Raw genomic sequence first — 23919 nt, forward strand, 5'->3', positions numbered from 1 at the left:
GGGGAATAAAGCCAGTTTTTCAAAAAAATGAAATCAATACGTCAAGAAAAGAGGGAATCAATGGATTTCATCAATACATTCCACTTCATCTATCCTGATCTAAAAAATACATATACAGATCAAGCATTTACTTATTTAAACATTAACCAGAACGTTCCCAAGCAAGGATGGAAAATTCATGTTTCTGCTACTTATACTAATTATTTTTTGATACTGAGCGAATGTATCTCATGCTGTATCGAAAATGATGTAGATATGAAATTTTTGAAGAATCTTGATCAGTTTACAAACAACCTTTCTAAAAGTACCCCTAGAGCCTATTCAGGAAAGTTCATCACAATCTATCCCTCAACTTTAGAGAAGTTTATTGTGATGTGCGAAAAGTTATATACCCGATTAAATGATTTTCAGGGACCTTACGTTCTTTCAGACAAGAGATATAAAGATTGTAAAGTCCTCTACTACAGGTATGGACGTTGTCGAGCGGACGAAAATGAATCAGAGACAGAAAGAAAGCAATTAATTTGTCCCGATGGCTCTATTATCGAAGACAAACGGTTGCCTTATTATTCTCAGCCGCCTTTTGTACAAGATCCTTTTCATGATAGTTCACAACAAGAGAACCCATCTGCATTGCTGAATAATAGATACAAAGTAGAAACAGCTGTTCATTACTCCAATACCGGCGATGTATATTTAGGAACGGATACTATCGGCAATCGAAAGGTGATTATTAAAGAAGCGCGCCCCTATATCGAATCCTCTTCATCAGGTGATTGTATTGACATGCGCAAGAAAGAAATAGCCTTCTTTAACCTTTTTCCGCAGTATTGCCCAAAGGTTTATGACAGTTTTTACGAGTGGGAGCATTATTTTACGGTAGTCGAATTTATTGAAGGACCCACCCTCTCTGAGTTCTCAGATCGAGTAGTTGAAGAAGTGTATTTCGACGATCTTACTGGCAGCTATCGCCAGGATGCTCAAAAGATAATCATCGAGTTAATGAAAATGATAGTAGCGATTCATAAATTTGGAATCACGATTCATGACATTTCCAATACTAATATTATGTTACGAGACGGACAGCCAGTAATCATAGATTTTGAAGGTGGAAAATTTGCTTTTGAACAATACGATTACATCGTAAAGACTCCTGGTTTTGATAATGGGGATCATTCAATCGACAGAATGAAGCGAGATTATGTTTCCTTAGGGCTCCTGATTATTAACCTTTTCATCGGAACAAACCAACTGGCGCAATTGGATCAGCAAGCAGCACTGGAGACATTTTATCTTTTTGCTTGTCATTATCAGCTAGACCGTCGTTATTATTCACTGATCAGCAATTTACTATTGAGACCTCATTCGACGAACCTTGAAATCCAGCTCCATCTTATGTGCACCCACCCACTTGAAGCCGTCTCATTAGCGTATAACGAAATAAAAGAAAATCTATTAGCTGATGATCTTTCCAACGTGGATAAGAATGCAGTTCATTTGATCGACTCAAAAAGCAGTTCGGTTGATTTAACAGACTTAGCAAACGAAAAAGAACTATTCATTTTGGCTTATCTCAGTTATTTAATGGACAATCAAAAAATAACTTTTACAAATAACGTAGATTTCTCTTTTGAAAAAATAGGACATGTAAATAAAACCGGTTCGGTTGATTATGCTCACTTGATTATTCTTGTTTTGGTTATGAGTCCAGCAGAAACGATCAATCGATTGAAACCTATGATTCACCTCTGGATACAAAAATTAATCGGTTCTCAGAATCAAGATGGCAGCTTTATTTCAGAATTTGATGGGGTTGAGGGAGAGGGGCTTCTTGATGGTGCAGCAATGATCGTCTGTTCATTGGTGGAAGCTTATCGTTTTTTTCGTGAGGAAAGAATACTCCAGAGTCTTACTGATTGGCTGAACTATACAGAAAAATTTGGCAAGACACATTTCCCGCAAATCAGTAAAAGAAATGCGAATAAATCACCTTATTTGGCAAATGGTAAAGCCGGTCTGCTACTGGCAAAATGGTATGTTTTGCGAAGTGGATCAGGGACAGAAGCCATGAAAAATGAAACCTTTGAGCAAATAAAAGAACTGCCACTGGTTTCTTCAAATGTCAGCTTTGGATACGGTATTAGTGGTATCGCCTATTTGAAAGTTCTGACAAATAATCTCAAAAGAAACGATTACAACTCTCTATTAACGAATCTACTATCCTACAAGGTCAATTTCAAAGGAAAGAATCGATACCCGGACTGCACCAATTCAAGAATAGAAGCGAGATTTCTCACAGGGGAAATCGGCGTCTTATTCTTAGTGGATTGTATCCGACAGACATTGGAGGATCATCAGTGAAAACACTCTATAAACATTATAAAAGCAATATTCTTAAAATTTTGTTGCTGTCAGGCCTCTTATCCTTTTTACGCGTTCTGCCAAGTTATCTACTGGCTTTTGCCACGAATGCTATCTTTGCCAGAAATATCAGCCAATTTCTTTTTTGGGACCTAGTGATTCTCATTCTTTGGCTGATTTATGTCTGCTCAAACTATTTATTTTCAGTTTATCAGGAGAAAGAACTACAAAAAATCAGTCTTTCATTGCGAAAACGTGAAGCTGACTCTATCAAGACAGTCCCATTAGCAGACTTCAATAAAATCACGGCTGATGGCTATGTGTCGAAGCTGACAAATGATATCACACAAATCGAAACGCAGGGCGTGATGAGTTTATATCGTCTTTTTTCTAACGGATGGTTGATTTTGTTCTCAATTGTTGCATTGGCCCTTTTTAACCTTTGGCTGGTCGTTTTGGTCCTTGGTTTAACGGGATTGATCCTTTATATCCCTAATAAATTCGGGACAGTCCTTGTGGCGCTTGGACAAAAGTTATCTACTAGTAATTCCTCTTATACAAAAAGGATTGCCAATATCTTAAAAGGTTACAACGTTTTCCGTTACAATAATAGGCTGGCAGAAATTCCAAAAAAGATTACCGAATACTCTCAAGACCTTTCTGAGAATAAGGTTGCCATTGCAAAAACAAATCACAAGATTATGAACCTCATTGCTTTTTCTAGTTTATTGAGTCAAGTAGTCGTAGATATTGTGACAGGCTTTCTGGCAATTATCGGACAAACGACGATTGGAGCTATTAGTTCCAGTGGCAATTTAGCAGCAAACATCTTTAACTCTGTATCGTTGGTAGGTCAGTCGGCCATGGAACTAAGATCCATAGAGCCCGTCATAGAAACATTTTTTGTTGATAAGCCAATCGTTCGCGCCACGAAAAAAACCTACAACGAATTCACTGATTGTATACGAATCGAAAATTTATCTTTCGGCTATGACGCAAATCTCCCGATCCTAGAAAATTTCAATTTAGACATAAAAAAAGGGGGGAAATATCTCCTCACGGGTGATAGTGGCAGCGGAAAAAGTACTTTATTAAAAATCTTGATTGGTGATTTGGAAGGCTATTCAGGCGAAATAAAGGTGGATGGTCATCAGTTGATGGATATGGATAGCCACTCTTTTATTCAATATATCGACCAAGACAATTATTTGTTCAACACTTCTTATAAAGAAAATGTCGCTCTTTGGAACAACTACGCAAACACAGAAATAGCCGAAGCATTGAATAAAGCCGCGGCAGATTTTGTAGATGATATTGACAAAGTAGTTGAAAACAACGGTACCAATCTTTCCGGTGGACAAAAACAGCGCATTGGTTTAGCCAGAGCCTTTATTCAAAAAAAATCAGTCATCCTCTTTGATGAAGGAACCTCTTCATTAGATAAAAAGAATACGTTGCTCATTGAGAATCTCCTTTTGGAAGACAACGAGTTGACGGTTGTGATGATCAGTCATCATCCACTGGAAGAAAACCTTCATAAATTTGATCAAATTATTTCTATCAGCGCCCCTTTAACGCCCGAATATCAACGGATGGCCACTGCCGAAGGTTAACAGTTCATGAACCGTGGAGCAAAAAATTCTCATCATTAAAAGTCTTCAAAAAAGTGTCCCCCAGTTTTGGAGGACACTTTTTTAGAAGCCTTTTTATTCAGATTTTAACAGCTGGTGAAAAGCTGTTCGCAACTGCTGCATCTTCTGTGTAGCGGATGGTTGATTTGACGCATTGACAGAATAATAAATTTTAAACTTTGGTTCTGTACCTGAAGGTCTCAGACAGACCCACGAACCATCGGTAAATATATATTTTAGAACATTGGATGATGGTAATGTAATTTTTTCGATTGATTGACCGGCCATCCACCGTTCAGAAGTCAGGAAATCTTCTTTGGCCATTAAGACAAAATCCCCCAAATGAGAAAATGACAGTGATCTTAAACGATCTAACTGCTGACTCATCTGCGACAGTCCATCTTTACCGGGAAAAACTTTTGTTTCTAATTGCTCTTCGTAATAACCATAACGGTCATAGATTTCATTCAAGCGATCAACTAAATCAATTCCGGAAAGGAAACAGTCCAGTGCGGTCTCAGCCAATAATACAGCTGCTTGAATCGCATCCTTATCCCTGACAAATGGGGCTACCAGGTACCCAAAACTTTCTTCATAGCCGAAAAGAAACGTTTTATCTTTTGTTTCTTCTGATAATTGGATTTGTTCCCCAATAAATTTAAATCCTGTTAACGTGTTTCTAACTTCAATGCCATAAGCTTCGGCAATTTTTGCCCCTAAATCAGATGTTACAATCGTTTTTGCGATAAATGAATTTGCTGCTTGTTTTACTCGAACCAAATAATCAAGCAATAACACCCCTATTTGATTGCCATTTAGAAAGACTGGCTGTCCGTCCTTACGTACAACAGCACCCAAGCGGTCCGCGTCTGGATCTGTGGCTAGAATTAGCTGTGTTGGCTGTGTTTGAGCCTCTTTCAATGCTAGAGTAAACGCCTGTTGGTCTTCTGGATTAGGAGAAGAGACAGTTGTAAAATCAGGATCAGGCAGTTCTTGCTCTTTCACTGTCCGAAGATTCGTAAATCCCAAGCGTTGAAAGACCTTTTGTATCAATACATTTCCAGTACCATGAAGTGGGGTATAAACCATTGAAAGCTGTGAGCCAAAATGGCGGATCCTTTCAGGATTTTGGGCCACCTGAATCAATTGATCTAAATACAACGCATCTACTTCTTTCCCAAAAATATCAATCAACTGTTGCTCGACATAAGTTGACAATAAATCCGCTTCGATCATTAATTCATTTTGAATACTTGCTAATATTCCCATCAATTCTTCGGCAGTTCCTAGTGTAATTTGACCGCCGTCCGAAGCATACACTTTAAATCCATTGTATTGCTTAGGATTATGACTCGCAGTGATCATGACACCTGCAAAGGCTTTATAATACCGAACTAGAAAAGACAATTGCGGGGTCGGACGTAATTGATCAGATAAATAGACCCGAATCCCCTGACTGGCTAATACGCGAGCGGTCCATTCCGCAAATCGTTTAGAACCATGTCGATTATCAAAAGAAATCACTACCCCCTGTTGTTCAGCATGCGCTTTTTGAACATAGCGAGCTAATCCAAGTGCTGCCCGCTTAATGGTGTAGTCATTGATTCGGTTGATGCCAACACCTAGCTCTCCCCGCATCCCCCCTGTCCCAAAAGCCAAATAGTCATAAAAGTGTTCTTCTATCACAGCAGGATCAGACAGAGCGAGCAGCTGATCTTTCAAGTTTGCTTCCAAAGATGGATAATCTAACCATTCTTGATATTTTCGTTGCCAATTCATTTTGTTTCCTCTTTTAATTGTTTGAGAATCTCTGCAATCGACAAGGTGCAGCCAGCCATTGAAGTATCTGCTACGCCATAATACATCGTCAATTGATCGCCAATTTGTATGCCACCACAGCCAAAGACGACATCGCCAAAGAACCCATTCTTTTCATAGTCTGCTTCAGGTTCCATGATTGGTTTTTGACTTCTAGCAAGGACTCTCGTTGGGTCTTGCAAATCTACTAAGGCTGCACCCATACAGTAGCGATGTTCAGGAGTCGCACCATGATAAATAATCAACCAGCCTTCGCTGGTTTTAATAGGAACCAACCCGCCACCTACACGCCCACTGTCCCAACAATCTTCACGAATCCCTAGTAAATGCCGGTGCTGTCCCCAGCTAACTAAATCTGGCGAAGAAGCAATCCAAATGTCATAGTTGCCAATGCTTTTCAGAGAGGGACGGTGTAAGGCGTAATAACGCCCATTGATTTGTTCTGGAAAAATCAGCACATCTTTGTTCTCTGGTGCAAAGATATTCCCTAAATCTTGATAGGATTGAAAATCCTTGGTAGCTACTAATGAATCACAAACACCCATTGGTGAGACAGAACTAAAGTTGATATAGTAAATATCGCCAATCTGTGTGCATCGCGCGTCTTCGATGCCATATGATTGATATTCATTGAAAGGATACAAGAATGCCTCCTCATCAATCGTAAAATGATGCCCATCTTTACTGCGGGCAATTCGAATATAAGAAAGAGATGTCAGATAGACAAAACTATCCAACTTGTCTTTTTTGCGGATCATTCTCGGATCGTCAAAATCATAATCTGGATCATCTCGGTGGAATGTTAATACTTCCATCGTTTGTGTTCTTGGATCAAATACAGGCGCTTTAATAACGTTAAGGTCGTCAGAGATTGGGCGCTCTGCCACACGTAATAAAAGTAAGACTTCATCGTTGTATTTTGCTACTCCACCATTAAAGGCGCCAATCACTTCATACCCTTCATGTAATGGTTTCACATCTGCGGGAGTGATCAATGGATTTTCATTAAAACGTTCTATTTTCATCTGCTTAACCTCTATCTAAATGGATTTTCTAGTTTGATTTTCTGCGCGCCTGCATCACTGATGCCGGCATATAGTACAATATGATCTTTATATATATGAATACCACCGCTAAAGACGACATCTTCTAAATCTGGGCGTTTCATTGGTCCTTGTTGGAAATCGTTTCTTTCTGCAATAATTTTTGCCTGTGTCATAGCAAATTGATTTCGTTCCAGACAGAAAACCATCGCATAATAATGACGATTTCCTTGATCATCGAAATTCGCGATATGGCCTAAGACCCAAATGTCGCCATCAATCTCATGGATCTCATTGCCGCCACCCCATTCGCTTTCACAGAACTGGTCAGACAGTAACGGGGCTTCTGTAATTGTTTCAATGGTCAAATCACTAAGAGTATGAACGATCGTTGCACCTATCTTGCCTCGGCCACCTTTAGTTCCTTGCGGTCGTGTCAGCACTAGGATTTCTCCAGAAGATAATTGTTTCAAGCGCAAGTCTTTCATCCCCCACGGCCCCTCAAAGATTTTCTTTGCTTCGGAAAGAGTCGCCAAGTGATAAAAAACCGTACGCCAATTCGCTGTGCCATCTTCTAGAAAAACAACTTCAACCCCCCCAAGGATGACTTGTCCGTCAATTCGAGTATAAAAAGGATCCTGTAAAGAAAGTTCGATACTATCAGCGATTAGTGTCCACCTGTTTGATTCAACCTCTTCAAATAAACTGACAGTGGAAACTTCACTGTCTCTTGATTCAATGCGACCTGCAATCACTTCTTTCCCCGCCAATTCAAAAGGGGCAGTGATATTATAAACATCTTGATCACCCACACCGCTAAATCGCAAAATTGCGGCTTTTTTGACTACTTTGGCTTTCTCATTTCGATACTCCTGCAATAATTGCTTGATATAAATCATAGCTGCTCCTTTCCAATCCAACATGCATTTGCCGGCAGATGAACCCAGTGACCATCTTCACTTAACATGCCATTTCCAAAAATGGTCTTTCGATTTCCTTCTAACGAGTGCTTGATCGGCTGTCCAAAATTTAAAATAATTTGTAGGCTTTCCGTTTGATAACTCAAGCAATCTCCTGTTAACTCAATGTTGCGGATGGCTGTAAAAGGTCCTTCTGTTTTTCGCAATCGGATCAGTTTTTGATAATCTGCCAAAATCCCCTTCGCCTCCTGGTTCACCGCTGCCAATCCGATCCAACCGCTTTGCTGATTTGATAGCCACGGGAGCATGCCCCTCGAGCGGTCACGATTCACTTGGTTGGCCATTATTAAAGCGTGTGACTTTCCTCTTAAAATCAGTTCTTCTTGGTATTTATTTTTTGCTTGGATATCCCTGATATCAGCTAGCTGCTGAGGCAAATAGTCACCGACACCTTGTTCTTCTCTCTGAAATAAAAAGGGAATGCCACGATTGATCAACAGAAACACGGTCAATAAGCGATAGATGTCGCGGTTTTCATTTGCAAGCCGCTGCCATGAACGGCTCATATCATGGCTGTTAAAGAACAGCGTAGGCATTTTCTTTTGTTGACTCATTTCTTTAAAATCCCTAGCTAGTTTCTCAAGATCCAATGCTTCCATGCTGCCCAAATTAAAATGAAATGCGGTATCGAACAATCCATCTTCTGTATAACTGTTGATCAATGAGAGTTGATCCGAGCTAATTTCAGCCACTGTAAAAATTGATGGATCGACTGCTTTGATCCACTGATTTAATTCCTTTAACACACGTTTGATCCCCGGTTGATTCACATCATTGCGATGATCTTGTTTCCCATCTTTTCCCACTGGATTATCAATAAATTGATCACTGACCGTCAAATTATTGATGACATCAAAACGGAACCCATCGACACCTCTGTCTAGCCAAAATTGCAAGACATCAAAAACGGCTTGTCTCACTTCTTGATTCTGCCAGTTCAAGTCTGCTTGCTCTTCGGCAAAGCTATGGTAATAATATTGATCCGTAGCCGCGTCATACTTCCAAGCAGAACCACAAAAAAAACTTTCCCAGTTGTTTGGTTGATCTTGCCATATATACCAGTCCCGCTTTGGATGTTCTTTGCCACTGGCTGATTCGATGAACCAAGGATGTTCGGTAGAAGTATGATTAACTACGACATCAATGATAATTCTCATTTCTAGCTGATGGGCTTCTTCCACAAGGAGATCAAAAGCGGCTAAAGTACCATACTGAGGATCAACCCCACAATAATCGGAGACATCATATCCATTGTCAACTTTAGGCGAAGGATAAAATGGTGTTAGCCAGAGGGCATCCATACCGGATTCTTTTAAATAGGGCAATTTTTCACGAATCCCATTGATATCGCCTATTCCATCTCCGTCACTATCTGCAAATGAGGCAATATAAATTTCATAAAATACAGCATTTTCCCACCACATTCGTTGGTCTCCTTACTTCAGTGTAAATTGCATTCCATCTTGGAATCGTTTTGAAAAAATCAAAAACAAAAGGATCAATGGTAACGTGAGCAACACAGAGGCTGCATACATTGGTCCCGGATATGTCCCATAAGGCCCAAACATTTGCGAAATCAAGACATTTAGCGTAACAGTGGCGTCACTCTTTGAAACGATCATATCCCAAAGCAGGTTCGTCCAACGATCCGTGAATAGGAAAAGAAAAATCACCGTTGTGATCGACTTAGACATTGGCAATACCACTTTGAATAACACTTGCATTTCCGTTGCCCCATCCAACTTTGCAGCTTCGATCAACGCATCGGGAATGGCTTTGAAAAAGTTGGTATACATAAAAATCGCCCATAAACTAATTGCAGTCGGAATGATCATTCCAGCATAAGAATCCAATAATCCCACTTTGGTCACCATTAGAAATTGGGGGATCAGCAAAATGATCGCTGGGAAAAACATTTGAAAGAGAATAAAATGATTCACGAATTTCTTCCCTTTAAATTCGATTTTGGCAAGCGCATACCCTACCATCAATGCAAAGACCATCATTAAAAACGTTGCGATCGTAGCCACGATCGTGGTATTCACGAATGCACCGATCCAAGGAACATCTGCTGAAGTGGCCGAACCGCCAAACAGCCACGTCCAAGAACGTAAGCTAAAAGTGGTCGGGATAATTTTTCGATCGACTTGATCCCAAGCAGCAAACGAGTGCAAAACAAGATAGACAAAAGGAAACGTCATGAGGAGCATCACCAGGGTGGTTACTAGATATAGGACACTGTTCTTTCCCTTCGTTCGTTTATTGCCAACCATTTTTTTCACCCCACTTTTCTAGTAACTTCCGAATAACGCCGATAGATGCAAAAGTAACGACAGAAGCCATTAGTGCAACTGCAGACGCGTAGCCGGATTTCAAATTAACAAAGGCTTGATTGTAGATTTCCATTTGCCATGTATTGGTCGCAAAGTTTGGTCCGCCTCCTGTCAACTGGTAGACCTCTGTGAAGATACCAAAGCTGATCCCCACCGCCAGAACTGTAACCGTAAAGAATGCTGGGTACAACATGGGAAAGGTGATTTTCCAAAACCTTGTCCAAGGACTCGCACCATCGATTGCCGCTGCTTCATACACTTCTTTGTTGATATTCCCTAAGCCCGAAATTAGGATCAGCGCATAGTAGCCAGACATCTTCCAAGCGATCATCAGAGAAACGATGATGATGGCTGCATGGGGATTACCTAGCCAATCAATATCCCAGCCTAGTCTCGTTCGCAAGAAGGTATTAAAGGGACCGTTGTAGGAAAGCAATCCTTTGACGATCAAAGAAGTGACAACCCCGCTTGACAGGTAAGGCAAGAAGAAAGCCACCATGTATAACCCCTTCAGCTTTGGCAGGCTGTTGACTAATAGCGCAATCACCATCGAAAGAACCAGCGCCATTGGTACAAAGATAATCAGAAATTTATATGTAACGACGAATGCAGATTGGATCGCTGGACTTTTTATCGCATCAATAAAATTCTGAAATCCAACAAATTCAACGGTCGGTGAAATCATATTCCAACTCGTTAATGCTAGCCAAAATGACCAAAATAAAGGAAGTAGAAAGAAAATCAATGTAAAAATCAGATAGGGGCTGGTAAATGACCAGCCCAATTTTGTGTTCTTACTCATTATTGTAGCGCCCCTTCGACAGCTGTCTTCGCATCGCTCACAGCTGTTTTCGCATCTTTTTCACCCCGAACAACTGGCACCCATGCTTGTTCGCCAAATACTTGCTGAATGTCATTGTATTTCTCGTTGTCCATTGCTGGAACCGCATACGGTACATTCTCTGCGTAGACTTTCATCGCTGGATTTTCTTCAAAGTAGGCTTTGAAAGCATCGTTTTCTGTTGCATCATCGCGCGCTGGAATAAGCGAAGTCATTTCTAGTAATTTCATGTCGTTGTTTTCATCTGAATAAACAAATTCCAAGAATTTCATCGCTGCCGCTTGTTCTTCTTCTGTTGCTTGGGCGTACATCACGATTCCTTTAGCATCTGCATAGGTGGATACTTGTTCTGCATCCGCTAAAGCATCAGGTACCACAGGCGTAGTAACCGTGTAGTTTTCACCAAACTTCAGCTCTGGGTATTTTTCTTCCCAGTTAGGGAACGTCCAAGGACCCAAATCGGTCATAATACTATCGCCGTTTTCAAAGGGATCCGTTGCTTCACCGGTGCGCAGTACTTTTGCATCCGCTAATGTATGCATCAAACCAAATACATCTGTCATGGCTGCTTCATTAGCTGTGAATTGATTGTTTTCGACAAAGCTCGCACCTTCACTGGCCGCATTGTAGAGTGGGAAGAAATCAAACCAACGCATCCAAGCCGTTGGATCTGCTAAGTCTTTTTTCGCCCAAAGTGCTTTGTCCGTTCCTTTGATTTTGTCGACGACTTTCAATAAATCTGAATAGGTTCTTGGCACTTCATCAAAGCCTAATTCTTTCAAACTATCTAATCGCCAGCCAAACAAAATCGGATTGGAATAAACAGGTAGCACGTATTGACTACCATCAGAGAATTTCCAACTATCGATGGTTTGACTCATATTACGAGCTTTGACGATCGTATCGAAAGAATCTTGTTTTTCTAATGGTAAAATAGCCTGACTAGCAGCCAACTGGGCAGCAAAACTACGATTGATGTTTTCAGATAATGTTGGTGCGGTGTTAGAAGCAATCGCACTTTGGATTGTTGCTTCAGAAGATGGACTTTCCTTCATTTGAGAAACTTCAACTGTAATGTCTTCATTTTGTTTCTCAAAGTCTGCGGCCATTTCTTGCCAATACTTCAATTGTGTTGGATTGGGTGCAGCCCAAAAAGTAATCTTTGTCTTCCCATCCGTTGCCCCAGAACCGCTCTCTTTTGATTGATTGCTACAACCAGTGAATAAAACTGTCACTGCCACTACCGCAGCAATACCAAAAAGCATTTTTTTCATTTTCATGATCGTTCCTCCTAAATAGTAAGCGATTTCTTTTTACACCGTCATCATACCACCCGTCATTTTAATTGTCAACATTACGTAATTATAATTACAACATTACTTTTGTAATTGTTTTAGGCTATTAATTTTGTAACATTATGGTATAATCAATATAAGACTAGGAGAAATAAGGTGAAAATATGAAAAAAGCCTCTATGCAAGATATTGCCGATGCATTGGGCATCTCAAAAAATTCTGTCTCACAGGCGTTGAGAAATAAGCCTGGTGTCAGTCAACAAACCAAATTACTCGTTAAAAACAAAGCAGATGAATTAGGCTATCATTATCAAACGATGAATGAAGATACCACGATGTCATTCTTATTGATGGCAACCGAATTTGCTTTTTCTCAAACGAGTTTTTTTGGCGAAATCGTTAAAAGTGCAGAAGTAGAAGCTCAAAAAACAGCGATCAAACTTGATACTTATACCATTACAGAGGAAGACTTACTTAGCCTAAAGCTTCCGCCAAACTTAAAAAAGTATGACGGTATCCTGATCCTGTCTCATAGTAAAAATGCCTACATCAAGAAAGTAATTGATACTGGGCTTCCTGTCACATTGATCGATCACCATGATCCTTCACTCACAGCAGATGCCATCTTGACAAAAAACACCGACGGAACGTTCCAAGCCATCTCACTTCTGATTGAAAATGGAATGAAGCGAATTGGCTTTATTGGTGATACAGCATTTTCTCCCAGCTATCTTGAGCGTTATCGCGGGTATCAACGGGCTTTACGAGAACACAATCTAACACATGATCCTACGATTGAAATCACAGAAATTGAAGAATCTCAAGGTGCTTTATTTAACAGCTTAAAGAATATAAAACAAATGCCAGATGCATGGTTTTGCGTGAATTCTGGGCTAGCTTTCATGTTAAACAGTTATCTTCAATCTTCTGGTTACACGATCCCCAAAGATATCAGTGTGATTTGTTTTGATGAAACTGAATTTACACGCATGGCGATTCCTCAATTGACAAATATCGCTACCGATCTGCAGTTTATGGGCCAGTTGGCGATTCGAACATTGGTCCATCGAATCGCCCATCCCCAAGAGCCAATCGTCCATCAGCAAATCGTTCCGCAGCTGAACATCCGAGAATCTGTTCGACTTATTAAAGCAAATTAAAACAAAGCGCTAAATTCTCCCACAAGGTAGAATTTAGCGCTTTGTTTTTGTTGAATCTATTGTACTGGTTACTTCCCCCTAAGCGAAGCAGGCGAATCTCCAAGAGAAACGAGAGTCATTGGATCAAGCAGCAAACCAGAAAAGAAGGCGAATTAATTCTTGATTGCTTTAAGAGATTTCCCTCTAATTTTCCAAAAAGAATAACCTGCAATCACGAGGCAATTCCGGCAAGGATCCACGGACCGGTGCTTCCTCCTGTGACTGTGATGGTTTGTTCCCCTAGATTGGCGTTGCTATAAGTGATCGTTTGACTGCTGGTTGCTTCTGCTTCCGCATCTGTCAAAAAAATGGCATTGCTGTATTGCTTTGAACCGGCTTTTTTGATGATTCCGCCATAATTGATCTCTTTGACTTTAGGATATGCTTCGATAAATCGCCGCGTCTCATGGGTATTCCCAAAAATGATCATGATGTTTTCGGCGAGTTGTTCGATCTTAGGCATTTTAGCAATTAGTTGATCCGTTGCTAAAATCGTCAGCTTGATACCCGCCGGTTTGGAAAGATTCAACGACATCTTCTTGAATTCATCATTGGCAGCTTCATCGTTTGCGACAATAATGCGGTTGATATTAAAAAACTTACTCCAAGAAAAAACAACCTGACCATGTAACAAACGATGGTCGATCCGTACTAATTTGATCATAATTCATCCTCCTCTGCTGTTGCTTCGACTAGTAATTTCTTGCAATTTACAATAGATTGCTGACTTTCCTGAATAATAGCTGCTAATTCTTCTTGCGAGACTCGGTTGACTTGTGTCGCAAGCGTGATCACCAATGGAAGATTCATTCCAGCGATCAGTTCCAAATCGGGGTGCTCTTGAACGACCCTCAGCAGGTCGTTGTTGACACTCCCTCCAAGAATATCTGTAAGAATATACGTGTCTGCCAAGTCTACTTTGGCTAATATATTCTGAATTTGCTCTGTCATCGGTTGATCTTCGTCTCGAAAAGCAGATAATGCATAAATGTTCGAATGATCTCCTATAATCATTGCAGCAGTCTGTTTTAATCCTTGAGATAACTCTCCATAGCTTGCTAGAATGATTGTTGCCATATCATTAACCCTCCTGTCTGTTTACACCTTTCTATAAGCAAAAGGCGTGCCAAATTCATAAAGCGCTGTCATAGCAAGGATTCTATCAGCATTCAACACTGGGAAAAAGCGTGCTGAGAGAGTCTTGGGCGGGAGTGTTGGAGGGCAGTATTGGAGAGAACATTAGAAGGAAGTCTTAGTTTATTGCAACTCTTGGTGTAACGACTTGCTGCCAAACCAACCGCTGATAAACTGATAAACCAAAAAAGCGTCTAGACAAGCAAATCATTGCCTAGGCGCTTTTCTTAAAAGATAAATGTTGTATCACTGTCCATCAAACAGAACACTTCTTTACGGGTATATGCTTGCGGTTTGCTGCATGATAATCACTGAAAACTTTCTTCGATCTCATTTAGATGAAAACAAGCAACTTCCGCCGCCCCTTGTTGGATCAATCGGGGTTTTTGCATGTGGCATTTTTCTGTCGCGTAGATGCAGCGAGGATGAAAAATGCAGCCAGTTGGTAATTGCTTGATGTCAGGAATATCCATACCTTTCAAAGGCAAATCTGGGACAGTGTATTGCCGGTTAGCGACTCCTTGCGGGACGGCTGCTACTAATGCCCGAAAATATGGATGATTCGGATGATTGGTGGCTTGTCGAATATCACCGACTTCCATCACTTCTCCTAAATACATGACTAAGAGTTTCCCACGATCTGAAATATAACGGGCAGTGGCAAGATCGTGCGTAATATAAACAAAAGAAATTCCATACTTCTGATTCATTCTCCGCAACAACTTCAACAAGGAGATCCTTAGAGACACGTCTACCATTGAAACAGGTTCATCTGCCACGATCAATTCTGGTTCTACAGATAATGCCCGTGCAATCAGTACACGTTGCCGTTGTCCGCCGCTTAACTGATGCGGGTATTTATCAATGAACTGTTCTGTAGGAAATAACCCGACATCGGCTAATAGCCCATGCACTTTCCTTCGCGCTTCATTCTGATCCTTAGCGAATCCATGCTTTCGCATCGCTGCTTGCAGTGAATGGAAAATCGTTTTGTAAGGGTTGAGTGCCGCAAAGGAATCTTGCTGGATCATTTGCACTTTGAGGCGATACGCCTGATATTCTTTCTTTGTCATCGTGCGCAAGTCTTGACCTTTATAAAGTACCTTTCCCGCTGTAGGTTGATGGAGATCCGTGATCAGCTTTCCTAATGTCGTCTTGCCACAGCCGCTTTCTCCTACTAATGCCAAGCTTTCTCCTGGAGCAAGCGACAAATCGATTCCTCGGAGAATCGCTGGCTCATTTGGCGAAAAAGCTTTGTGGACAGCTACTAATTCAAGTAATGGACTCATGGTCTTCCTCCTCTACCTGTTTGAAGTGGATACATCGCGCAGCTTGTTGTTTACTGACAGGAAAAAGCATATGGCAAGTCTCCTCGCTGCCATCACAAGCAATGCGCACAGCGAAAGGGCATCGTTCTTTAAAGCGGCAGGTCGCGTCCGCTTTAGCTAAATCAAAAGCCACTCCTTGAATCGATGAACGTGTATCAATAGCATCCGTCAAGCTAGGAATTGCCGCCAATAACGCTTTGGTATATGGGTGGGCAGGATGCGTCATGACGGCACTCACCTCGCCTACTTCTACCAGTTGTCCAGCATACATCACAGCAATACGGTCTACCATTGAACTAACAATTGATAGATCATGGGTAAGAAAAACAATCGTAATTCCTTTCTCTTGATTGATTTTCCGCAAAATAGCCAGAATATGCCATTGAGTAATCACGTCCAACGCTGTCGTAGGTTCATCAAGAATAATCACCTGCGGGTCAAGCAGCAAACTTAATGCAATCAGCACTCGCTGCTTCATCCCGCCGCTTAATTCAAAGGGGTACATTTTTCTGACTCCTTGATCTAATCGCACATATTGCAGCAAATCATTGATTTTGGCATCCAGTAGAGCATCGCCCGTTTTTTGATGGGCTACTGCTGTTTCATAGAAATGTTCCTCTACTGTTAAGATCGGATTCAACGCACTTTGTGCCGCCTGGAAAACCGTTGCGATCTCCCGCCAGCGGTAACGATTCCCTTCCTGTGAAGGCAAGGAAAGAAAGTCAACTGCCTCCCCAGATTGCCAATAATATACTTGTCCAGCCAGTATTTCTCCTGGCTCATCAATCAAGTTTAAAAGGCCAAAAGCCAATGTGGACTTTCCGCTGCCGCTCTCACCAATGATTCCCAGAATCTCTCCTTTTTCAATCGTTAACGATACTCGATCCACTGCATTGATCGTTCCACGATCCATCTGCTTCAAAAGCATCTCCGAAGCTTCTGATCCCCCTCGTTCTCCATGCGCGTTTGAACCTGCTGGCTTTAGTTGATTCTTTCGTGACGGCTTGTCAGGATTCCGACTGATTCGCCATTTTGATCTACTTTTCGAAGTTGCGTGACGACGAAACCCTATAGTTAGCTGGTCTGCTTCAAGTATCTTACCCATCGATCTCACTCCTAATCCTTGGATTAAAGGCATCTTCTAATCCTTTTGAAAAAAGAAAGCAGGCCGACTGGAAAACAACGATGCCAACAATCGGTGTAATCAAATAAATAGCAGCTGAGGATCCAAACATGGCACCGGTTTTGGTCATTGCCAAATTCAGCATGATTCCCCAATGCTCCCCTTTAAAAGGTGCCAATCCAAGCAACATCAAGCCGACAGAAGCAAGAACCGATGCCCGCATGATCAAGACAAAATTGATTGCAATATAAGGGATCAGACTAGGTAAAATATCTTGCCGAATCATATATCCCTTAGACATTCCCAAAAGCCGGCTAGCCAGAATGTACTCACTTCCCCGCAATGTCATGACCTGACTCCGAACGCTGCGAGCTAACCCTGCCCAGTTCCAAATCGCCAAAAGAAAACCAAAAGCCAGAACATTTCCCGCACTGATCACCAAAGAAAGTGCCATAAGTACGGGAAAAGAAGGAATCGTCAAAACAACATTCGTGAGGAACATCAAGAGTTTATCTGTTGCTCCTCCCACAAATCCCGCAACAATGCCAATCGACATCCCAATCAAAATCGAGAAAAAACCTGAAAATAAGGCAATTAGGACGACATCCCTCGTTCCTAAAATAAACTGCAGCAATGTATCTCTACCAGTAAAATCGGTTCCTAAAGGATGTTGCAAAGAGGGACCTAATAATCGATTGGTATAATCTGCGGGCAAGTCGCCAATCAGCCATTGCCCAAAAAGAGCGAAACCAACTAAAATCAGTAATAAATACATTCCAACAGCCGCTTGACGATTTGCACGAATCACTTTGATAAAAGAAGACAATTGTTTCATTCTGTCTGCCTCCTTAATCGAGGATCCAAATAGCCATATAGTGTATCTACAATGACATTGGCACCAACTACTGTGACAATGATCATAAAGAACATCCCTTGCATCAAAGGAATATCACGCACCGCAATAGCTGTGTTCAAGTAATAGCCCAATCCTGGATAAGAAAAGATGTTCTCAATCAAAGGCGCACCGCCCAATAAAAGACCAAAAGTCGTTCCTAATGTAGTAATCATGGGTAAGCGAGCATTCTTACCGACATATTTCTTGCGGATCACACCATCGCTCAACCCACGCGCACGGGCATACTTGATGTATTCTTGGTGCATAACATTCATAGCACTTCCCCGCATATTCAGAATCCAGTTCGCCAAATAAACAACAAAAATGGCGCTGATAGGCAATATCCCATGACGTGCCACACTAATGAGAAACGGAAGGTTCAAACCAACCGTCACTTGTGATCCATAGGCACCGCGGCTCGGCAGCCAGACAAGCTGCACGGCAAACAAAGAGACCAAGAAGAAACCAATGAGGTAATCCGGAAACGAACCAACCATGGAGGTCAGCGTTTCTGTAACCGTATTTAAGCGTTTATTCTTGGACCATGCAACCATCAAACCGATTCGTGTGCCTGCCATGTAAGAAAGAATAGTAGCCACGCCTGCTGAAAAAAGCGTCCAAGGCAATGCACTTAAAACAATGGATAAAACAGGCGTCCGAAAACGGATCGAGGTGCCTAGATCTCCTCTTAAGAGCTGCAGAATGAAATGGCCGATCTGCTGCAGCAATGGCTGAGATGGATCATAATTCAGCATACTGATTGCTCGGCTCATAGCATCCGCTTCTGAGATTCCTTGCGTACTTCGCAGCTCATTTGACAAAATCGTTACTGGATCGCCAGGCATGATTTTGATAATCAAAAAAGTCATAAAGACGCCTGCGGTTATCGTAAAGAAAACATTCGCTAATTTCTTCATTTCTTATACACGCCTCCTTCCAGTCTATTTGTTTAATCAGTGATTCCCATGCTCTTTCGCAGCGTTCCTTCCGCAATCAATGAAGAAAACATTGATTCGCCAACGCCAATAAAGCGTGGGTCTTGAACCAATTGGTTTGCAGGAACTTGAAAGTCGATAGCCCGATTAAGGACACGCACTGGAAAACCTTTTTCTAGATAAGGGATGAACAAGATATGCTCATTTGTCACTGCCATCAATTCTTTGGTGGTCGCAATAAAATCGTCTCCCTCACTGTCAAACAGATGATTCGTTAAAGCGATCACATCAACTTTCCCTTGAGCGTTGGTCAAGTATAATTCTCCTGTTGGCTCCGTTTCAAGCCCGAATAGCCAACTGCGGCCCTTATATAATTGTTCATACGTCCCATAAGGATTGGCATAAAGAATATTAGAAGGCGGGGCAAATTCGATAGCAACAGTGTGCTCTCCATTTCTCAAATACGCATCATAAGAAGCGCCTTCCATTGGCAGAAATGTCACATCAAAGCCAAAACTATTCAATTCATTAACGATCGCTTCTCCCGGCAACAAAGCTGAACCCCAGCCATTATTGCAAGCAAAATCAAAGGCCACTTTATTTCCTTGCGCATCGATCCAGGTATCTTCTTTTTTCCAACCAGCTGCTAATAAGACGGCTTCCGCTTGCTCAACATTGTATTCTCGTGCGGTGAGCTCCGACTGCACCCAATCTGTCAATCCATAAACTTCTTGTAAAGAAAGCGGCAATCCTGTACTCCCCGTCTCACTTGGCATACTGCCGACTTCTGCTAACGGAAGAATTTCATCAGGATTCACCAAATAGGCCACAGCTTCGCGGAAAGCCAGCTCCTGGGCAAAAGCCTGCTTTACATTGAAAACTACGGACATTTGTGAATACTCTGGTAAATAAAATTCAGTAAAATGGTCCAACTTACTTTCAACTTGGCGAATCAAATCTTCTGTCATACCGCCACTGTGCATATCGAGAGTCCCATCGATCATACTGTTGGCAGCTACTTCAGGTGTGACAGCGCGAATAATCGTTAATGAATCGATGCCAGTCTCTTGATAAAAATGTTCATTCTTCTCCAAGACTGCTTCACTGGTAGAAAGAGCAGCAATCGTAAATGCGCCCGAACCAACCATATCTGTCACTTGCGGCATATATCCTTCCAATTCTTCATTAAGGATTTGTAATTGTTCATTTCCTGCTTCTGAATACCAATACGTATTGGTCTCATCATGCCATTCCCGCTCTGCATCAGCGATGCCTTGATATTGCTGTGCCCAATCACCGTATTCCTCGAAACGAGCAGATACCTTTACATCAGTCAGTAGATTCAGCATCAAGTGACTTTCATTTTTGAAATAAAACGCCACTGTTTGCTCATCCGGGACTTCAATTTTCTCTAAAAATTCCCAAATCTGTTTCTTACCAACCCACATTTGGTAGCTGGTCAGTACATCTTGGGCAGTGATGTCGCTGCCATCACTCCATTTGATACCTTCCTTCAGTGTGATATTGATCACATTTTGATCAATGCTGTAACTCGAAGCTAGCCTAGGCTTGAAATTCTCGCCGCCTTCACCTACTGGGGTGAATGAAAACAACGCTTCTTGCACATAAGGTTCAATCCCACCACCAATAAAACCACTAATATAAGGATTGCCATGGGCAGTTGGCGGAACAACATAATCGCCATTGATCACTAATGTTTGAGAGTCCTGCGCTGTTTGATCGGTCTCCTTTGTTTCTTCTCCACAGGCCGTTAAGAGAAAGAATGCACCCAAGCAAACCAGCCCTTTGAATTTTTTCATGTGTTCACTCCTCAGCTAATATGATCCCTGTTGATCCGATAACGATTGACGGATTGTCTCCAATAACTATCGGATCAACCATAGGTGAATAGAAACCAAGGCTTGCCAACTTCTGGACCTAGGATAGAAGGATTGTTCACCCGACGAATGTAACGACTTACTATTCGTTCAGCTATGACTACCTATTTATCAGTAAGCATTATCATTACGAGGCTTTTATGCCTGCCATTTGTCAAAAACGATTCTGCGCATGAATGTTTAGACAACAAAAAAGGCATCGGACAAGACTGTCCAATGCCTTTGACATAGCAAAATAAGCGTCTAGCATCCCGCGAAAATTTACCAAAAAAACACCCCGCTACTAGAAATGAAGGGAAATTTTGGGTACAATAAACACGTTGATGCCGATGGCGTTCAACTATGGCAACTTGATTGGTCATCTTGGTTAAAGTGCTGACTGATCAGGGCCTCGCCGCTCTGCGCCAACAGAGTTGCGAGGTGCCTATTTTTTTGGTTTCTATTCGGTTATAAGTGTAGCCGATTTTGGAAGGGGTTGCAAGCGAACATCAGAGGAAAAACGAACAAAACATTCAAAATATGGCAGTATTTTATTGAGATATGGAGATTATCCTTGATATTTCTATTGTTTTAACAAGAATCAAACGGATGTACAGGACTTGCTGCTCTTCTTTTAAGAACACAAACCGTAGGGCAGTTACTGGTCTTTGTTTTGTTCCTTCTTTCGCAGTGCTTCGTCTAATAAGTAAATCACAGTCAAATATTTATCCTTCTCTTTATTAAAAGGAATACGCAAGTAATACCCAGCAATGAGAACCAACAACAAAAACACAGGTAATGTGAATTCTGGACTTTTTATTTCGAATGTCAAAGCCAACATAGCTAAGATAATCGATAACGCAGACATCGAGTAAGACATTTTGTCATATGATGTAAGCAGCTCTTTTTCTGTATTAGAAAAACGTGTGCTCCAAAATCGCAAAATAAACGCATCTTCTTCCGCAACCCTATCAATCAGTTCTACTAATTCTGCTTTTGTGCGCACTTGTTTTACATGCGTGTATAAGATATCTTTCACCACGCCGCTTTGATCCTTTTTTGTATAGAAATCAAATAAAATTTCTGATAAACAATACTGAGCATTGTTCTTTGGTCTAAACTTCTTTAACATCTACTTCCTCCTTTGGTATTATAATCGCAGCACATCATAAATATTTAATATCAAACTATATAATTTTATCAAAAAGTTAAACTAATTTTTCATTGTCTGCAACTCTATTTCATTGGATTTACCGACCTAAATAATACTATGAAAATGTTACTCCTAGTATGACTCTCTACACAAAAAGAGACCAAGAATCCTTCCGATTCTGGTCTCTTACGTCAAAACTAATACTCACAACTCCCGGTATTTCTTTTTGGAGTCCTTACTTTGTTCCACCGGATATTTCACCGCATTTTTCTGCAGTTTCTCTTTGATGATCTCATCAACATCCAGCTTTAGATTATCCGCCAGCATATAAATGTTTTCATTCCTACACTTCCTCCCCAACAAGCGTCAAGAAAGCCTCTTCGAGATTCTTCTTATTCACTTTTAATAGAATATCAGCTACCGTCCCGCTGGCAACTTCTTTGCCTTTGTTTAACACTAGAATCCGATCACACAGCGTTTCCACTTCATCCATGTAATGAGAGGTCAGAAAGATAGTGACCCCCTTGTCTTTCAAAGCGAGCAAGTATCGCCAAACCTCGCGCCTGGCCTGGGGGTCCAGTCCGGTTGTCAATTCATCCAAAAAAATGATTTGCGGATTCCCCATGATAGCCAAAAGGATACATAGCTTCTGTTTCTCGCCCCCCGATAATGTTCCGAGAAATGAATTCAATTTAGAGGCAAGACCAAATTCATGGAGCGCCTGCATCCAGTTTAGCGGGTTTTCGTACAACGAATGGGTGATCTCGCAAATCTCTCTTACCTTTAATTGATTTTGAAAGGCAGATTCTTGGAATTGGACCCCTACATACTGAAACAGTCGTTTCCGTTCAGCCTTAGGATCTCTTCCCAAAAGCGAGATCCTTGCCGAATCACATTTTTGTGTGCCCAAAATACAATCGATCGTCGTGGATTTCCCTGCCCCGTTATGTCCTAACAAACCAAAGATGGTGCCCCTTTCGACTGTGAAACTAAGATCATCAATCACTCGTTTCTCCCCAAATGTTTTGCTCAATCCATGAACCTGTATCGCTGCTTGTTTGCTCATACATTCCCTCCCATCTGATCTGGACTCAGTTTAGCCGAAAATCAAACAATGATGGGATAGTGGAGGGAATGGAAATTTTTTTCTAAACAAGTTTGCAAATTCCTAAACATGTTCAGAACAAAGGGAAAACACTTACATTTCAAAAGAGATTCTTTATACTAGGTTTTGAAGAAACAGTGGCCACATCGTTCTTCTATTCAAAAATAGCCTTCAGTGCTGCACTTAGCAAAAGCTCAAATTGGTTCAGTGTTGTGCCAAAGAAAAGATTCGGTTGGTAATCGGAGATTCTTTGGGGAGTATATGTTTCTGTGCTAATGGTCAGTGTGGCTAGGCTGCCGATTTTTGAATTTTTTTGACCAACAAAAGCAATCACATCGATATGGTGGTCGTTAGCCATTTTCGCTAGCTCAGCTAACCGAACTGTATCCCCAGAATTAGAAATAATAACGAGCAGAATGTCTTGCTGCACTTGCTGTCTAAGAAATTCCAGATGGCTATTGGCAGTCGCACGAAAGCCATATAAATTAAGAGATTCCGAAAAATAATTGGCGAGATTCTGAGAGAAACCGGAGCCAAGGATCATGATGCGCTTGTTGCGATACTCAGAGAGTAAATCGATAAATGCCGCCTTTTCCTCATTGGAGAAAGTGCTTGGCATCGCAATGTCCGATTGGCTGTTACCTAGTGCAAAAACCAACTCGCTATAACCGGAATAGCCAATTTTCTTGGCCATATTGATGATTGTTGCTGTAGAGACATAGGTTGCTTTAGCCACATCACGAATCCCGATTGTTTTTAATGACTGTCGATTTTTTTTCATAAAACGCAAGACTTCTGCTTCTGAATCATTCAGTTGGTATTTATCTATAAGCATTTCAACATCCATAAGATCCACCTCAAATTTTAT

20 protein-coding genes and 1 pseudogene are annotated in these 23919 nt (G+C 41.3%); 3 read left to right on the forward strand and 18 right to left on the reverse strand.

The annotated features are described in order from the left end of the window. Positions 1-372 precede the first annotated feature (372 nt). Positions 373-2361: a hypothetical protein gene (locus IGJ45_RS13385; protein ID WP_438768690.1), complete on the forward strand. Its 1989-nt coding sequence runs from the start codon at positions 373-375 to the stop codon at positions 2359-2361. Further along, positions 2358-3974, forward strand: coding sequence for an ATP-binding cassette domain-containing protein (locus tag IGJ45_RS13390; RefSeq protein ID WP_096710766.1), 1617 nt, complete (start codon positions 2358-2360; stop codon positions 3972-3974). Before IGJ45_RS13385 ends, IGJ45_RS13390 begins: the two co-directional genes overlap by 4 nt. Positions 3975-4067: 93 nt before the next feature. On the opposite strand, the gene IGJ45_RS13395 is transcribed toward IGJ45_RS13390, so the two are convergent. From IGJ45_RS13395 to IGJ45_RS13425, 7 genes are read right to left on the reverse strand one after another with little or no spacing between them, the layout of a single operon-like run. After that, on the reverse strand, positions 4068-5771 hold the full coding sequence (locus IGJ45_RS13395) for a phospho-sugar mutase (protein ID WP_096710767.1): 1704 nt from the start codon (positions 5769-5771) through the stop codon (positions 4068-4070). Continuing rightward, entirely contained in the window at positions 5768-6835 is a 1068-nt protein-coding gene (locus tag IGJ45_RS13400; protein WP_003125483.1) for a BtaManbiosPhlase, read from the reverse strand. The genes IGJ45_RS13395 and IGJ45_RS13400 overlap by 4 nt, the downstream gene beginning before the upstream one ends. An 11-nt stretch (positions 6836-6846) precedes the next feature. Continuing rightward, the gene (locus tag IGJ45_RS13405) at positions 6847-7752 is read right to left on the reverse strand and encodes an MTP-1 family protein (protein ID WP_003125481.1); all 906 of its coding nucleotides are present in this window, start codon (positions 7750-7752) and stop codon (positions 6847-6849) included. After that, a complete protein-coding gene (locus tag IGJ45_RS13410) occupies positions 7749-9257 on the reverse strand; it encodes an alpha-amylase family glycosyl hydrolase (RefSeq protein WP_096710768.1) in 1509 nt (502 codons plus the stop codon). The genes IGJ45_RS13405 and IGJ45_RS13410 overlap by 4 nt, the downstream gene beginning before the upstream one ends. Before the next feature lie 12 nt (positions 9258-9269). Continuing rightward, a complete protein-coding gene (locus tag IGJ45_RS13415; protein ID WP_021150439.1) occupies positions 9270-10034 on the reverse strand; it encodes a carbohydrate ABC transporter permease in 765 nt (254 codons plus the stop codon). Positions 10035-10092: 58 nt separating this feature from the next. Beyond that, on the reverse strand, positions 10093-10968 hold the full coding sequence (locus IGJ45_RS13420; RefSeq protein WP_003125478.1) for a carbohydrate ABC transporter permease: 876 nt from the start codon (positions 10966-10968) through the stop codon (positions 10093-10095). Continuing rightward, positions 10968-12287 carry an ABC transporter substrate-binding protein gene (locus IGJ45_RS13425; protein ID WP_005470407.1) on the reverse strand — a complete coding sequence of 440 codons (1320 nt, stop codon included), beginning with the start codon at positions 12285-12287 and terminating at the stop codon, positions 10968-10970. Before IGJ45_RS13425 ends, IGJ45_RS13420 begins: the two co-directional genes overlap by 1 nt. A 179-nt stretch (positions 12288-12466) precedes the next feature. Here IGJ45_RS13425 and IGJ45_RS13430 point away from each other — a divergent pair, with 179 nt between their 5' ends. Next, positions 12467-13462 (forward strand): LacI family DNA-binding transcriptional regulator, encoded by a 996-nt coding sequence (locus tag IGJ45_RS13430; RefSeq protein ID WP_003125476.1) that lies wholly within the window; start codon positions 12467-12469, stop codon positions 13460-13462. Between the two features lie 211 nt (positions 13463-13673). On the opposite strand, the gene IGJ45_RS13435 is transcribed toward IGJ45_RS13430, so the two are convergent. The 11 genes and pseudogenes from IGJ45_RS13435 to IGJ45_RS13485 form a co-directional block, all read right to left on the reverse strand. Then, the gene (locus IGJ45_RS13435) at positions 13674-14165 is read right to left on the reverse strand and encodes a PTS sugar transporter subunit IIB (protein WP_231455631.1); all 492 of its coding nucleotides are present in this window, start codon (positions 14163-14165) and stop codon (positions 13674-13676) included. Beyond that, on the reverse strand, positions 14162-14578 hold the full coding sequence (locus IGJ45_RS13440) for a PTS sugar transporter subunit IIA (RefSeq protein ID WP_096710769.1): 417 nt from the start codon (positions 14576-14578) through the stop codon (positions 14162-14164). Before IGJ45_RS13440 ends, IGJ45_RS13435 begins: the two co-directional genes overlap by 4 nt. A gap of 365 nt (positions 14579-14943) precedes the next feature. After that, a complete protein-coding gene (locus IGJ45_RS13445; RefSeq protein ID WP_005470403.1) occupies positions 14944-15924 on the reverse strand; it encodes an ABC transporter ATP-binding protein in 981 nt (326 codons plus the stop codon). Further along, entirely contained in the window at positions 15908-17068 is a 1161-nt protein-coding gene (locus IGJ45_RS13450; RefSeq protein ID WP_231455630.1) for an ABC transporter ATP-binding protein, read from the reverse strand. The genes IGJ45_RS13445 and IGJ45_RS13450 overlap by 17 nt, the downstream gene beginning before the upstream one ends. Continuing rightward, positions 17061-17921, reverse strand: a complete 861-nt coding sequence (locus tag IGJ45_RS13455) for an ABC transporter permease (RefSeq protein ID WP_005470399.1) — start codon at positions 17919-17921, stop codon at positions 17061-17063. Before IGJ45_RS13455 ends, IGJ45_RS13450 begins: the two co-directional genes overlap by 8 nt. Continuing rightward, on the reverse strand, positions 17918-18898 hold the full coding sequence (locus tag IGJ45_RS13460; protein WP_096710771.1) for an ABC transporter permease: 981 nt from the start codon (positions 18896-18898) through the stop codon (positions 17918-17920). The genes IGJ45_RS13455 and IGJ45_RS13460 overlap by 4 nt, the downstream gene beginning before the upstream one ends. Before the next feature lie 32 nt (positions 18899-18930). Continuing rightward, positions 18931-20736 carry an ABC transporter substrate-binding protein gene (locus IGJ45_RS13465; protein ID WP_096710772.1) on the reverse strand — a complete coding sequence of 602 codons (1806 nt, stop codon included), beginning with the start codon at positions 20734-20736 and terminating at the stop codon, positions 18931-18933. Positions 20737-21451: 715 nt separating this feature from the next. Continuing rightward, complete coding sequence (locus tag IGJ45_RS13470; protein ID WP_005470395.1) at positions 21452-21925, reverse strand: hypothetical protein; 474 nt, start codon at positions 21923-21925, stop codon at positions 21452-21454. Positions 21926-22150: 225 nt separating this feature from the next. Beyond that, positions 22151-22276 (reverse strand): annotated as a pseudogene (locus tag IGJ45_RS13475) (MazG-like family protein); the annotation flags it as partial. 13 nt (positions 22277-22289) lie between these two features. Next, positions 22290-23012: an ABC transporter ATP-binding protein gene (locus IGJ45_RS13480; protein WP_096710773.1), complete on the reverse strand. Its 723-nt coding sequence runs from the start codon at positions 23010-23012 to the stop codon at positions 22290-22292. A 193-nt stretch (positions 23013-23205) separates the two neighbouring features. Beyond that, positions 23206-23898, reverse strand: a complete 693-nt coding sequence (locus IGJ45_RS13485) for a MurR/RpiR family transcriptional regulator (protein ID WP_096710774.1) — start codon at positions 23896-23898, stop codon at positions 23206-23208. Positions 23899-23919 lie beyond the last annotated feature (21 nt).

Source organism: Enterococcus sp. DIV0574 (assembly GCF_051711125.1).
GTDB classification, from domain to species: Bacteria; Bacillota; Bacilli; order Lactobacillales; family Enterococcaceae; genus Enterococcus_D; species Enterococcus_D gallinarum.